A 14,302-nucleotide genomic window follows, 5' to 3' on the forward strand; every position below is an offset into this window, starting at 1 on the left:
ACATTCCGTTAAAAAATAAAAAAGCAGCACTATGCTGCTTTTTTATAGATGATTTTTAATTCAATTTTTCAGTTCATTTCGTCATTTGTTTCCATTGAAACTCACTATACGAGTCTTCTTCTTTTAAACTGTTTTCGACCGCTTGAGCCAATTGATTCAATAAACTTTGCTCAGTAATACGATCTAACCAATCTTGGTCTTCATCTGGATAAGAGGTAATTTCACAGACTAGACGACCTGATTCATCCTGCCCCTGACATGTCACTGAAAGTGGCAATTCATGTTGATCGACACTGACTGCAATCTGATCACCACTTTGCGATAACGTTTGAAAGCCATAACGCTCTAATTTATTTGCCAATAATTCAGCAACCTGAGTTTGCGTATCAGCACTGCTTTCAACTCGATTTGAATCGCTATGGGCGGTGAATTGTAGTTTTCTCATGTATCTATCCAAAGACATTCTTGTTGTATGGTTTTAGCATAAGCAATTAAAACCAAACAGCCAAGCATTTGCTTGGCTGTTGTTGAATAAATATACAAATTTAGTGAATTATTTATTCACTTACCGCAATCGTTAAACCGGCTTGAGTCGCTAGCTCTGTAAATGTTGGGAAACTTGTTGCAACAGTTTCTGTACCCACGATATTAATTTCACCCGAAGTACGTAAACCTGCCATTGAGAAGCTCATTGCAATACGGTGGTCATGATGTGATTCGATTTGACCACCTGTGAAGATTGCACCCCACTCACCCGCTTTGCCTTGACCTTCAATGATAATGCCGTCCTCGGTTGGCGTACAATCGATACCCATAATTTTTAGGCCATCTGCCATCACTTGAATACGATCCGACTCTTTCACTCGAAGTTCAGCTGCACCAGTCAAAATGGTTTGACCCTCTGCACATGCAGCAGCAATAAATAACGCTGGGAATTCATCAATCGCCAATGGCACTTGATCTTCTGGCATATGAATGCCTTTGAGTGTACGTGAACCACGAATACGAATATCGGCAATCGGCTCACCGCCAGCGATACGTTCATTTTCAACAGTCAGGTCAGCACCCATCTGTTTTAAAATTTCGATCACACCTGTACGTGTTGGATTAATGCCGACCGCTTCAAGTGTGACATCTGAACCTTCAGTAATCGCTGCACCCACCATAAAGAATGCTGCAGATGAAATATCAGAGGGTACTTGAATGTCCGTACCGACTAACTTGCCGCCACCTTGAAGTGAAATGCGGTTGCCTTCTGTTTTCACGTCATAACCAAATGCACGAAGCATACGTTCAGAATGGTCACGTGTCGGTTCTGGCTCAGTGACAACAGTTTCACCTTCCGCCCAAAGACCTGCCAACAAAATACCAGATTTTACTTGTGCAGATGCCATTGGTAAGTCGTAGTGAATACCTTTAAGGTTTTGACTTCCAGAAATAGACACGGGCGGCGTACCACGCTCACCTGTGGTTTGAATTTGCGCACCCATTTCACGTAATGGTTTGGCAATACGTTCCATTGGACGTTTTGATAATGACGCATCACCCGTCATCACCGAATCAAACTTTTGTGCCGACAACATGCCTGAAAGCAAACGCATTGAAGTGCCTGAGTTACCCATATACAAAGCGCCTGCAGGTGCTTTTAAACCATGCATACCTACACCATGAATAGTGACTTCGCCGTTTTTAGGGCCTTCAATACTTACACCCATATCGCGGAATGCTTGAAGGGTTGCCAAGGCATCTTCACCTTCAAGGAAACCAGTGACATGCGTTGTGCCTTCTGCAATAGCACCAAACATGATAGAGCGATGTGACACAGATTTATCACCTGGCACAGTAAATTTACCTTGGAATTGCTTTGGACCCGGTAAAATTTTGAATTGCTGTGTCGTCACTTTATTTTTCTCCATCAGTGGTTTCTTTGCGAGCATGTGATTGAAATGTTGACGTGCCGCTTGTGCATGTCCCAACAGTCCCATCAACGCTTGTGAGTTTTCATCTTCAATCAGTTTGCGAAGAATAGCCAATTGTTTTTCAAAGCCATCTACCGCATTTAAAATTGCCTTTTTATTGGCAAAAAAGATGTCATGCCACATATGTGGGTCGCTTGCAGCAATGCGTGAGAAATCACGAAAACCGCCAGCGGCATAACGGAAAATATCTAAATTGTCTTCTCGGTTCGCAAGTTGCTCAACCAAGTTAAATGCCATCAAATGCGGAAGATGACTGGTATGGGCCAACACTTCATCGTGTTTTTCCACATCCATGCAAATTACTTCCGCTTTGGCAGCTTGCCACAATTTAATCAGTTTCTCTACAGCCCAATCTGCACTGCTAAGTAAAGGTGTCAAAATCACTTTGTGATTAGCAAATAAATCTACCTTACCTGCATGCACACCTGTTAGTTCAGCCCCAGCAATCGGATGCCCCGGTACAAAACCAGCAGGTAATTGCTCACCATAGACGGCTTTCGCTGCATCAACGACATTGCCCTTGGTACTCCCAACATCGGTAATAATCGTCTGTTCGGATAGATAAGGCTTGATCGCTTCAAGGACTTTTTGTGTCGCACGTACAGGCAAAGCCAAGACAACGAGATCTGCACCTTTGACCGCTTCAGCAGGATCGCTATAACCCTGCTGAATAAGCCCTAAAGCTTTTGCATCTTCTAAAGTTTTTTGTGAACGCGTAGACGCTACAATTTCCTTAGCTAAACCTTCAGCAATCATGACGCGAGCTAGGCTTGAGCCAATCAGTCCAAGCCCAATAAAAGCAACTTTTTCAAATAGTGGCACAGACATGACTTAAGCTTTAGCCTCTAAGCCCAAAACTTTAGCCAATGCCGCTAAGAATTTAGCATTTTCAGCTTCAGTCCCAATTGATACACGTAAATGCTCAGCGATACCAACTGGACGAACAATCACACCTTCTTTTAATAAAGCATTGAAAGTCTGTGCAGGATCTGCTTTTACATTTACTAAAATGAAGTTGGCACGTGAAGGCACATACGCTAAACCTAAAGCATCAAAGCCTGACTCAAGTTGAGCCATACCCGCTTTGTTCACTACGCGTGATTTTTCAATAAATGCTTCATCTTTAAGTGCAGCAACTGCAGCAACCATTGCTAAATGGTTGACGTTGAATGGTTGACGAATACGATTGAGGAAATCCGTCACTTCAACTGAAGCCAAGGCAAAACCAACACGTAAGGCAGCCAAGCCATAACATTTTGACATGGTACGGCTAACGATTAAGTTTGCGTATTGATCTAAGAATTTCAAGCTGTTGAAGTTTTCTGGGAAATATTCCACATAAGCTTCATCTAAAACCACGATCACATTTGCAGGTACTTTTTGCATGAACGCTTCAAATTCAGCTTCTTCAAACCATGTACCTGTTGGATTATTTGGGTTCGCAATAAAAATTAATTTAGTATTGTCTTTAATTGCCGCAGCCATTGCATCTAGGTCATGTGAAAAACCTTTTGCAGGCACTTCAATCGCTTCAGCATTAATCGCTTGTGTCACCAGACCATACACAGCAAATGCGTGTTGGCTATACACCACAGAGTCTTGCTCTGAAACAAAAGCACGAGCAAAAATTTCTAGAAGATCGTTTGAACCATTACCCAACGTAATACGGTCATGTGCAATACCAAATTGTTTTTCAACTTGGTCTTTCAAAATAAAACCGCCACCATCCGGATATCGACCAATTTCTGCAAGTTCAGCAGCAACCGCTTCTTTCACTTTGTCAGAACAACCCAATGGGTTTTCATTTGATGCGAGTTTTACGATATCTGTAATACCCAACTCACGCTCAAGTTCACTAATTGGTTTACCTGGTTGGTAAGGCTTTAGCTTTGCAATGCCTTCATTGGCTGGGACAAACGTCATTTTACACTTCCAGTTTTTTCAAATGATGAAGGTGATCAACTCCTGATGGAATTGATCACAGTTGTGATCTTAAAGAACAGCAATCGGATATGAACCCAATACACGAATTTCTTTAACCAATGGACGAATTTCTTCAATCGCTGCTTTGACATTGTCTTGTTCTACATGGCCTTCAAGGTCCACAAAGAATACATAAGCCCATTTTTCAGGCAAGGCAGGACGTGTTTCAATACTGGTCAAACTGATATTGTGTTTTGCAAATGGTGCAAGAATTTCAAGCAACGCCCCTGCACGGTCATGCGCAGAAATCAACAGTGAAGTTTTATCATTGCCCGATTGCGGTACTTTCTCACGACCAATCACCAAGAAACGAGTAGTATTTTCAGGATTGTCTTCAATATTGCTATGCAAAATTTCAAGGTTGTAAATGTTCGCAGCGACTTCAGAAGCAATTGCTGCTGAGTGCCATTCATTGCGAATACGGCGTGCAGCTTCTGCATTTGAACTGAGTGCAACACGTTCTACACCTGGATAATGAGCATCTAACCAACCACGGCATTGCGCCAAAGTTTGTTGATGAGCATAAATTTGTTTAATGCTGTCTTTACGTGTGTTTTCAGACACTAGGAACTGGTGATGAATACGCAGCTCCACTTCACCAATAACATTCAGATGTGAAGATTTGAAGCAATCTAGGGTGTGATTCACTACACCTTCAGATGAGTTCTCTACAGGCACAAGACCATAGTGCGCACTGCCTGCTTCTACTTCGCGGAATACTTCATCAATCGTTGGAAGAGGGCGAACAACAGCGTCTTGACCGAAATGTTTTAAAACAGCCGAATGCGTATAAGTTCCGACTGGACCTAAAAACGCAATACTTTGCGGTGCTTCAAGAGCTAAACATGCCGACATGATCTCACGGAATAAACGCGCCATAGTCACATCAGACAATGGCCCTTCGTTACGATCCATAACTTTACGTAAAACTTGTGCTTCACGTTCAGGACGATAAAACAGTGGATTCTCTTCAGCAGCAAATTTTGCTTTTGCAACTGCCTCAGCTAGTTTCGCACGACGGTTGATAAGTTGTTGAATCTGCATATCAACAGAGTCGATATCTTCACGAATTTGAGCTAAGTCCAGAGAAGTCGGAGTGTTTTGATCATCGTTGATCATTGTTATGTCGCCCTTCAAAAAAATTTTGCAAACAGTATAACAATAGTTAGCTTTCAAATGTTGCGCAATACGACTTTGATGGTTTCAGCCTTAAAAACATACAGTTGATTAAAGCTTCATCAGCTTAACTTAAGAGCCAAAACAGCCAAACTGATAGGTAAAACCATAATTGAGGCAAATCTTACCTTTTGACGGCTTTATTGATCATTCATCTTGAGCAGCACAATAAATAGGCCTTCTCTTTTCCTCCAAATTTGCATCAGATCCATCCTCTTATAAGCCCATCAATCAGTTTATTTCATTGGTCATTGCAGTTTTAAATTTTGCTCTCAATACCTGTAGCAAAATAAAAAATTCTAAACTTGGTTTTCATGGCATAGAAATAATTTGAAACTTAAAGATGATCTATATAAACACTTGGTCATTGATCGTTTTTTCAGTGACTTAATAGGCTCTTTCATCTAGTGTTTACAGTCATTGACGCATTTATTACAAAAGACACAGGTAATTTTTTTCGTTGCTTTGTAGTCTAAATATCAGAAAAAAAATAACAGACCCATAGGTACAAGTATGCACAAGAAAATTGCAGTGTTAGTGACCTACGATTTTGAAGATATTGAGTACCTTGAGCCTGTGGAGGCCTTTCGAGCCGCTCGGCACAGCATTATCAATATCGAAGATCAGGTTGGAAAAATCGTTTACGGTATTAAACGCCGTTCCCAGATCACCATTGACCAGAGTATCGACGACGCCTCTGTACATGATTTTGATGCCTTATTTATTCCCGGCGGTTATTCCCCCGAGAAACTGGCTTTAGATGACCGTTTTATCTATTTTGTACGTAATTTTGCAAATAGCCAAAAGCCGATTTTGAGCAGTTGCCATGGTCCACAGTTGTTATTAGAAGCTGGTGTCATACAAGGTCGCCATTTCGCCCAATCTGAAACGCTGAAATCTGCTTTACTAAACGCAGGTGTGGTGGTGTCGGATCAATCGGTCGTGAACGATAATAACCTATATATATCGTCTCGCAGTACTTTAGATACACCTGAATTTATTGAAGTCTGTCTGCAAGTTTTGGGGCAACCGTCATTATCATAGGTTTCAAAATATTCACGCAAAATTAAACACACAATCTAATTCAAACACGCAAATCTGTAGAAATACATCGTCTCTATAGAAATACATCCTAAAAAAAATAGCGAAGTCTTCACTTCGCTATTTTAATTTCAGCCTGATAAATTGTTTATCGACCTAAAATACTTCGTGCCACGATTTCTTTCATAATTTCATTGGTGCCACCGTAGATTTGCTGAATACGTGCATCGACAAAGAAACGTGAAATTGGATATTCGGTCATATAACCATAGCCACCAAATAATTGAAGTAGATTATGGGCCACTTTCATTTGCATATCGGTAGAAAAGCTCTTGAGTGCTGCTGCAGTTTCAACATCAAGTTTGCCTTGCATATAAAGTTCAACATTTTGATTATAAAATGCCGCTGTAGCCAATTCGTCAATCTTAGCCTGTGCCAAGACAAAACGAGTATTTTGGAACTGTCCGATCGCCTGTCCGAACGCTTGTCGCTCTTTAACATACTGCGTTGCCACATCAATGGAACCGCGAATCGCACCAATTGCAGTCGAGGCAATTGCGGTACGTTCACGCGGTAACTCTTGCATCAAGTAAGCAAAGCCTTGTCCAGCTTGACCCAAAAGTTGCTCTTTTGGCACTTTGACGTTGTCATAAAACAACTCTGAAGTGTCTTGCGCATGCAGACCAATTTTGTCGAGGTTGGTACCTTTCTTAAATCCATCCAAATGTGTATCGACTAAAAGTAATGACACACCTTTGGCACGTGCTTGTGGATCAGTTTTTGCAGCCAATACCACAAGGTCTGCATGTTGACCATTTGAAATAAAAGTTTTCGAGCCATTGAGCAGATAATGATCGCCCTGCAAAATTGCACTACTGCGCATAGACTGCAAGTCCGAACCTGCTCCCGGCTCTGTCATACCAATAGCACCGACCACCTCACCTGTGACCATTTTCGGTAACCAATATTGTTTTTGTTCTTCTGAACCAATGTGCAAAATATAAGGCGCTGCAATTTCAGAATGGCATGAAATACCTGTCGATAATGCACTAAAACCTGCGCGTGCAGACTCTTCAACTAGCATCAGTGAATAATGCGTTGGAACCCCATAGCCGCCATATTCTTCAGGCACATCCACACATAAAAAGCCATTTTCACCCAAAGCATTCCATACTGAACGCGGCATAATGCCTTCACGTTCCCATTGCTCATAATGTGGTGCGACATGCTCTGCCATAAAGCGGCGAAAGTTATCTCGAAATAATTCTAAGTCTGCATCATAAGCTAGCATGTGTTTCTTCCTTGGTTGAGTTTGTTGTTTTGTTGAGCTTCATCCTATTGCAGTTTAGAACAGCCGTCATGCCTAAAAACTAAAGCGTTCAAATTTGGCTTTGGGCTTACATAAAAAAAGGAAGCCGAAGCTTCCTTTTTAATTACATCTTTTACATCACAGCATCATCCTTAGGCATGATGTGCGTTGCCTTCTTCTTGCATCTGACGATCAATTTCTTCAGGATTTGCTAAAGCAAAATCTAGTTTTTCTTTGTCTAATTGACCCACCCATTTCGCAACCACAATCGTTGCCAATGAGTTACCTACAAGGTTGGTTAATGCACGTGCTTCTGACATGAAACGGTCAATACCAAGAATTAATGCCAAACCTGCAACAGGAATATGCCCCACAGCAGACAATGTTGCAGCCATCACAATAAAGCCTGAACCCGTCACACCCGCAGCACCCTTAGATGAAATGAGTAGAACCAATAACAATGTGATCTGATGCGAAATATCAAGCGGTGTATTGGTCGCTTGTGCAATAAAGATTGCTGCCATGGTTAGGTAAATAGACGTACCATCTAGGTTAAATGAATAACCTGTTGGAATAACAAGACCCACTACAGATTTTTCTGCGCCAGCAAGTTCAAGTTTTTTCAACATACGTGGCAGTACAGACTCTGAAGATGACGTACCCAGTACGATCAGTAACTCTTCGCGAATCATGCGAATCATTTTCAAAATACTGAAACCGCAAATACGTGCAATTGAGCCAAGTATAATGAAAATAAACAGCAAACATGTGATATAGAAGCAGATGATCAATTGTCCCAATTGCGCCAAACTACCAATACCATATTTACCAATGGTATAAGCCATCGCACCGAAAGCACCAATTGGTGCAAGCTTCATGATCATGTTTACAATGTTAAAGAATACATGTGCAATTTGATCAATAAACTTCAATACAGGCTTACCTGCATCACCAAGTTTATGCAAAGCAAAACCAAATAATAAGGCAAATAATAGAACTTGAAGAATTTCACCCTCAGCAAACGCACCAACAACGGTGTTTGGGATGATATTCATAAAAAATTCTTGGGTAGATTGTGCTGCACCAGATTCAACATATTTAGAAATACCTGCAGTATCTAAAGATGCTGGATCGACGTTCATGCCTACACCAGGTTTTGCAATATTAATCACTGCAAGACCAATAATGAGTGCGATGGTCGAAACGATTTCGAAGTATAGTAAAGCGACCCCACCTGTCTTACCCACAGATTTCATGCTTTCCATACCTGCAATACCACTTACCACGGTACAGAAAATCACAGGTGCAATAATCATTTTAATTAGCTTAATGAAACCTTGTCCTAGTGGATAGAACAACTCACCCCAGCCTTTTACGTATTGCTCGGTACCATTGATGATTTGCGTACCACTTGGTGAGAAATGACCCACCAATACACCCGCAATAATGGCAACGATCACTTGAAAATATAGTGACTTATAAATTGGTTTTTTAGCCATGACATTACTTCACGATATATTTCTGCTTCAAAGAAATATTCAGTTTTTGTCTATTTTCAAAAAATAAACAGCCCAAAACCCCTTTGTCTTCGACAAAAGAGCACCAAAGGTATTTGACTTAGCCAAATACAGAAAAACGAAATATGTATGGTGATTAAATAATCACATCAGGACCTGATATAGAATCAGCACATTGATCAGGAGATGAAACACATACTAAAGTAGGTTAAATTTTACCTGTTTTTTAATGGCTTGTTCTGCCACAAATGTTAATTTCGGTTAAATAATAGACCGAGATCATTAGACTATAGTCTAAAGACTGCATTTTTTACGCTCATTATCAGGCTGAAAAATACCAACTATAGAAGTAAACTATCCTTAAGTCCTAATTTTAAGCCCAGTATTTGCATGAACAATAAACGAAATATTTACAAAGATTTTGAACATCCTTTTGCGCAATTTGTCCGTATCGTGGGTAAAGGTAAAAATGGCGCACGTTCGCTCACTTATGATGAAGCCTACCAAGCGTTCAGCATGATCTTAAAAGATGAGGTTTTAGACGTTCAATTGGGCGCTTTCTTGATGTTATTGCGTGTAAAAGAAGAATCAGTTGATGAACTCACTGGCTTTGTCCAAGCCACACGTGATCAGCTCAAGTTTAAAAAACTTGATGTCGATTTAGATTGGTCATCTTATGCAGGTAAACGCAAACATTATCCTTGGTTTTTATTGGCCGCATTAACGCTAGCAAAACACGGCCACAATGTCGTAATGCATGGCGCTTCAGGTCATACCATTAACCGCCTTTATACAGAACAAGTATTAGAGTATTTGGGTTTTCCTATTTGCCAAAATGATACAGATGTGGAACAGCAACTAATACAACGTCATTTTGCTTATATTCCGCTCGACGTCATTTCACCAATACTCAGTGATTTAATTTCACTGCGCAATGTGATGGGTTTACGTTCCCCAATTCACACCCTTGCGCGTCTGATAAATCCATTTAATGCCAAAGCCACCATGCAAGCTATTTTCCATCCAGCCTATCGTGGATCACACCAACGTGCGGCATTTCAATTGGGTTATCAAAATAGTGCTGTCATTAAGGGTGAAGGTGGTGAATTCGAACGTAACCCCGATGCAAAAACCTTAATTTGTGGTATCAAGGATGGTGAAATGTATGAACATGAGTTGCCTAAACTGACGGACAACCGTAGTCCAGTCGAAGAAGAACTTGATTTGGCCGTTTTTAAAGCCGTGTGGGACGGTCAGCAGGCACATGAATATGGTGAAATCGCGGTCACCGAAACCATGGGAATCGCACTGTATACCATGGGTGCCATCGCAAGTTTTGATGAAGCAATGCAAACTGCCAAAACCATGTGGGCAAATCGTCACGCTTAAATAAGCAGATATGAAGCAACAAATTTAGGTATGCATCAGCTAATAAAAAAAGCCAGCATTAAGCTGGCTTTTTCAATCAGAAAGAAAAAGGATTAAACGAAACGAATCGGCTTGAACTCAGGTTCTTCCACATGTGAGTCGCAATGCTCATCTTCTTCTTTGGTCCCGCGGTCGATATAACCACTACGCTCATCTTCTGGCAAATGTTTAATTTCCCATGCATAAACCGCTTGCATACAAATTTGACGTTGTTCTTGAGTCAGCGCTACACCATTTGGCCATTTACCAATTTCAATTGCCGTTTTTAATCGACCAACAATTTCAGGATCGAGTATGGCAAGCATCTGTTCAATATTCATAATTAATCCTGCTTTAATGAATCAAAATCTTGGTTCCAGCCTAGCTTGGTACGACATGCCATATAGAAGTCATAACCAGGTGGATGTAATAAGTTGAGCTTAAATGGATGTTTGCGGATATGTAAACTATCGCCTACACCCAATGATACACTGTGTTGACCATCGGCACTGACCATTGGTAGAACACGATTTTCACGAATCAAAATTTTAATTTCGCTTTGTCCACCTACGACAATCGGCCGTGACGACAAAGTATGTGGATGCATTGGTACTAAGGCAATCGCATCCATACTTGGGTGGACAATCGGACCACCACCAGATAATGCATAAGCTGTAGAGCCGGTTGGTGTCGAAACAATTAAACCATCACTGTGTTGGCGGTACACATATTGGCCATCGATATTCAGTTCAAAGTCGATCATATGTACCGATTTACCTGAATGCAGCACAATATCATTTAAAGCCACAGCATCATAAATCGACTCACCTTTCGAGCGAATTTCCATTTCCAGCAAGAAACGTCGGTCTAGCTGAAACTCACCTTTGAGCACTTGATCTAACTTGAAAATCACTTCTGTCGGTTTGATATCGGTCAGGAAGCCCAAACGACCACGGTTCACCCCAATCACAGGGGTATTGTATTTCACCAAGGCACGTGCGGCATGAAGCAATGAACCATCACCGCCGACAACGATCACCAAATCGACAACTTCACCCAATAAATTACGGCTGACCGTCTGAGTATTATTGTAGGGAACCAGCTGCGCTGTTTGCGTATCAAATACAGGATGTAATCCCAAACTCAAAATATGATCGTGGATCAAACATAGGGTTTCGATCACTGATGATTTGTCTGGACGACCAATCAACCCAATGTTTCGAAATGATTTATGTGAAATTTGCACCTGCGCTTTTGCTCCGCTTCGCCTCATTGGTATCATATCACTAACAGAAATGATTTAAAAAAACTTTAAAGTTTCGACTTTAGTGAAGTAGCTTCCAATATTTTGCATACATATAACAGTTTAAATATTGCAAAATACTGAAAAGCTTCGCATGATTAGCAAAATTTCTCAGGGTCTTATCACTATTTATGAAGTCTGAACGTGGCATAGGCATAATTGCACTGATTTTTTCGCTGTTGATTATCGGCGGATTTCTCGTGTTCAGCATTTATCTTATTCGTCTAGATAATATTGTACGGGACAAATTCGAAGGTCAACGTTGGGATATTCCAGCCAAGGTATTTGCTCGTCCTTTAGAAATTTATACCAATGCGCCTGTAAGCCAAGCAGACCTCAACCAAGAACTGAAACTTTTGGGCTATAACGCTCAAGACAGCTATGCGAAAACGGGAAGTTACGTTACTTCTGGCAATGTGACCTATATCCATACGCGTGGTTTTGACTTTGGTGATAGTGTCGACCCTGAACAAGTCCTTAAAGTGACCTTTGGTGAAGATCAAATCACTGAGGTAAGTGCGACTAAGCCATCAAGTAGTGGTATTGCCCGTTTAGAGCCGATGTTAATTGGTGGTATTTATCCTCAGCACAATGAAGACCGTGTGCTGATTAAACTTGATAAAGTACCTAAGTCTTTAATCCAAGCTTTAATTGCTACAGAAGACCGTAATTTCTATCAGCATCATGGTATTTCCATTCGTGGTACAGCACGTGCCATCGTAAGTAATGTCACCGGTGGTAAACGTCAAGGTGGTTCGACCCTCACTCAACAATTGGTGAAAAATTTCTATTTATCGCCTGAAAAAACCATTAAACGTAAGGCCAACGAAGCCTTAATGGCGATGCTGATTGAACTCCACTATGACAAAGATGAAATTCTTGAAGCTTATTTAAATGAAGTGAACTTAGGTCAAAACGGTAATTATTCCATCAATGGTTATGGTTTAGCCTCACAATTCTATTTTGGTTTACCCCTACGCGAACTAAATATTGCTCAGCAGGCTTATTTAGTTGGTTTGGTTCAAGGTCCAACCCTATTTAATCCGTGGAAAAATCCTGAAGGTGCGATTAAACGCCGTAATATTGTGTTAAACAATATGGTGGTGATGGGCTATTTAACTCAGGAACAATATGAAACTGAGTCAGCACGTCCATTAAATGTCATTACAAAACCAACATTGGGCCCTTCTCGCTTCCCAGACTATATGGATATCGTGCGTCGTCAACTGCGTACTGAATACCAAGAAAGCGATTTGACCAATCAAGGTCTGCGTATTTTCACCGCGATGGACCCGATTGCTCAAACTCGTGTACAAACTGCATTTAAAGAATCTGTGGCACGTTTAAGTAATGCCAATCCAGCACGCTTGAAAGAATTACAAGGCGCGGTACTGGTGTCTCATCCTGAAAATGGTGAATTGGTTTCAGCAGTCGGTTCAACGCAGGATTTTACCGGCTTTAACCGTACGATGGATGCTAAACGTCAAGTTGGTTCATTGCTAAAACCTGTGATTTACCTCAGTGCGATAGAATCCAACCGCTATAACTGGGCGAGTCAAATCGAAGACAGCCCTATCAGCATTCAAAGTGATGGCAAAGCTTGGACACCGAAAAACTATAGTGGTGGTGCACATGGTGTCGTACCAATGGTCGATGCCCTATCAAACTCTTATAACCTCTCTGCGGTACGCTTAGGTCAAGAGTTCGGTATGTCGACTTTTATTAACCATTTGAAAAAGTTTGGTGTGACGTCTAATATTCCAAATTACCCTTCGATTTACCTCGGTGCTATCGATATGTCACCGATGGAAGTGATGAGTGTCTATGGCAACTTTGCAACCGGTGGCTTCAAATATCCAGTGAAAGCTATTCGTTCAGTGGTCGATGCCAATGGTCGTTTATTAGATCGTTATAGCTTAACGGTACAACCGACTATTGCACCTGATGCAGCCTTTATCTTGAACTATGGTTTACAACAAGTCATGAGTTCAGGGACAGGCCGTTCTGCTTATGCATCATTACCCGCTTCACTTAAACTTGCAGGTAAATCAGGGACAACCAATGATACGCGTGACTCATGGTTTGCAGGTTATTCAGGTAATTACTTAAGTGTGGTTTGGTTAGGTTTAGACAACAACAAAGTTACAGGTTTAACTGGTTCGTCAGGAGCACTTCCTGTTTGGACCAATGTGATGAAGCAGTTACGTCAAAAACCAGTTAATTTACGTCAACCAGACAGCGTACAGTGGCATTGGTTAGACCGTTATTCAGGTAATTTATCTGCGCAGCATTGTACAGGTGCGATGTATATTCCTCTTTCGCGCAACTCCATTCCAAATCAAGCTACGGCATGTGGTTCGACACAATATGAAGTAGAACCTTACACAGTTGATACTGAAGAGACGCAGCCAACTCAGGAGCAAAATGATAGTTTAGGTGACTACATTCGTGAAAGTGATGTCGATAATGATCAGGGTTCATCTGATCAACCTCGCATCATCTCAAGTGGAGAGTATTCAAATTAAACTGCACAACATTAAAGTTTTAAAAACGTTCAGTATTCTGAGCGTTTTGACGATTATTTTGG

At 41.1% G+C, this 14,302-nt stretch carries 11 protein-coding genes; 3 read left to right on the forward strand and 8 right to left on the reverse strand.

The annotated features are described in order from the left end of the window. Positions 1-73: 73 nt before the first annotated feature. From FTU13_RS15600 to pheA, 4 genes are all read right to left on the reverse strand, one after another. The gene (locus tag FTU13_RS15600; protein WP_078194409.1) at positions 74-445 is read right to left on the reverse strand and encodes a hypothetical protein; all 372 of its coding nucleotides are present in this window, start codon (positions 443-445) and stop codon (positions 74-76) included. 112 nt (positions 446-557) lie between these two features. Next, positions 558-2,807 (reverse strand): bifunctional prephenate dehydrogenase/3-phosphoshikimate 1-carboxyvinyltransferase, encoded by a 2,250-nt coding sequence (locus tag FTU13_RS15605; protein ID WP_180128775.1) that lies wholly within the window; start codon positions 2,805-2,807, stop codon positions 558-560. A gap of 3 nt (positions 2,808-2,810) precedes the next feature. Beyond that, positions 2,811-3,902 (reverse strand): histidinol-phosphate transaminase, encoded by a 1,092-nt coding sequence (gene hisC / locus FTU13_RS15610; protein ID WP_180128776.1) that lies wholly within the window; start codon positions 3,900-3,902, stop codon positions 2,811-2,813. 69 nt (positions 3,903-3,971) lie between these two features. Then, complete coding sequence (gene pheA / locus FTU13_RS15615; protein WP_180077541.1) at positions 3,972-5,081, reverse strand: prephenate dehydratase; 1,110 nt, start codon at positions 5,079-5,081, stop codon at positions 3,972-3,974. A gap of 570 nt (positions 5,082-5,651) precedes the next feature. Between pheA and FTU13_RS15620 the strand changes: the two genes are divergently transcribed. Continuing rightward, positions 5,652-6,182 (forward strand): DJ-1/PfpI family protein, encoded by a 531-nt coding sequence (locus FTU13_RS15620; RefSeq protein ID WP_180128777.1) that lies wholly within the window; start codon positions 5,652-5,654, stop codon positions 6,180-6,182. Between the two features lie 145 nt (positions 6,183-6,327). Here FTU13_RS15620 and FTU13_RS15625 read toward each other — a convergent pair whose 3' ends face one another. Beyond that, entirely contained in the window at positions 6,328-7,470 is a 1,143-nt protein-coding gene (locus tag FTU13_RS15625) for an acyl-CoA dehydrogenase family protein (RefSeq protein ID WP_180020843.1), read from the reverse strand. 170 nt (positions 7,471-7,640) lie between these two features. After that, positions 7,641-8,987 carry a dicarboxylate/amino acid:cation symporter gene (locus FTU13_RS15630; RefSeq protein ID WP_078194416.1) on the reverse strand — a complete coding sequence of 449 codons (1,347 nt, stop codon included), beginning with the start codon at positions 8,985-8,987 and terminating at the stop codon, positions 7,641-7,643. 408 nt (positions 8,988-9,395) lie between these two features. On the opposite strand from FTU13_RS15630, the gene FTU13_RS15635 reads away from it, so the two are divergent. Further along, positions 9,396-10,394: a glycosyl transferase family protein gene (locus tag FTU13_RS15635; protein WP_180128779.1), complete on the forward strand. Its 999-nt coding sequence runs from the start codon at positions 9,396-9,398 to the stop codon at positions 10,392-10,394. A gap of 92 nt (positions 10,395-10,486) precedes the next feature. Here the strand turns inward: FTU13_RS15635 and FTU13_RS15640 are convergent, their stop codons facing one another. Beyond that, complete coding sequence (locus tag FTU13_RS15640) at positions 10,487-10,753, reverse strand: YeaC family protein (RefSeq protein WP_180161131.1); 267 nt, start codon at positions 10,751-10,753, stop codon at positions 10,487-10,489. A 2-nt stretch (positions 10,754-10,755) separates the two neighbouring features. Continuing rightward, complete coding sequence (locus tag FTU13_RS15645; protein WP_078189100.1) at positions 10,756-11,694, reverse strand: NAD(+) kinase; 939 nt, start codon at positions 11,692-11,694, stop codon at positions 10,756-10,758. 152 nt (positions 11,695-11,846) lie between these two features. On the opposite strand from FTU13_RS15645, the gene mrcB reads away from it, so the two are divergent. Then, on the forward strand, positions 11,847-14,240 hold the full coding sequence (gene mrcB / locus FTU13_RS15650) for a penicillin-binding protein 1B (RefSeq protein ID WP_180128780.1): 2,394 nt from the start codon (positions 11,847-11,849) through the stop codon (positions 14,238-14,240). The last annotated feature ends 62 nt before the right edge of the window (positions 14,241-14,302 follow it).

The sequence above is a fragment of the Acinetobacter sp. YH12064 genome, assembly GCF_013419735.1.
GTDB classification, from domain to species: domain Bacteria; phylum Pseudomonadota; class Gammaproteobacteria; order Pseudomonadales; family Moraxellaceae; genus Acinetobacter; species Acinetobacter amyesii.

Excerpts from the sequence above, each read along its gene's own strand:
- pheA (WP_180077541.1), bottom strand. The coding sequence starts at position 5,081 with ATGATCAACGATGATCAAAACACTCCGACTTCTCTGGACTTAGCTCAA.
- FTU13_RS15630 (WP_078194416.1), bottom strand. The coding sequence starts at position 8,987 with ATGGCTAAAAAACCAATTTATAAGTCACTATATTTTCAAGTGATCGTT.
- FTU13_RS15635 (WP_180128779.1), top strand. The coding sequence starts at position 9,396 with ATGAACAATAAACGAAATATTTACAAAGATTTTGAACATCCTTTTGCG.
- FTU13_RS15620 (WP_180128777.1), top strand. The coding sequence starts at position 5,652 with ATGCACAAGAAAATTGCAGTGTTAGTGACCTACGATTTTGAAGATATT.
- hisC (WP_180128776.1), bottom strand. The coding sequence starts at position 3,902 with ATGACGTTTGTCCCAGCCAATGAAGGCATTGCAAAGCTAAAGCCTTAC.
- FTU13_RS15640 (WP_180161131.1), bottom strand. The coding sequence starts at position 10,753 with ATGAATATTGAACAGATGCTTGCCATACTCGATCCTGAAATTGTTGGT.
- FTU13_RS15645 (WP_078189100.1), bottom strand. The coding sequence starts at position 11,694 with ATGATACCAATGAGGCGAAGCGGAGCAAAAGCGCAGGTGCAAATTTCA.
- FTU13_RS15600 (WP_078194409.1), bottom strand. The coding sequence starts at position 445 with ATGAGAAAACTACAATTCACCGCCCATAGCGATTCAAATCGAGTTGAA.
- FTU13_RS15625 (WP_180020843.1), bottom strand. The coding sequence starts at position 7,470 with ATGCTAGCTTATGATGCAGACTTAGAATTATTTCGAGATAACTTTCGC.
- FTU13_RS15605 (WP_180128775.1), bottom strand. The coding sequence starts at position 2,807 with ATGTCTGTGCCACTATTTGAAAAAGTTGCTTTTATTGGGCTTGGACTG.
- mrcB (WP_180128780.1), top strand. The coding sequence starts at position 11,847 with ATGAAGTCTGAACGTGGCATAGGCATAATTGCACTGATTTTTTCGCTG.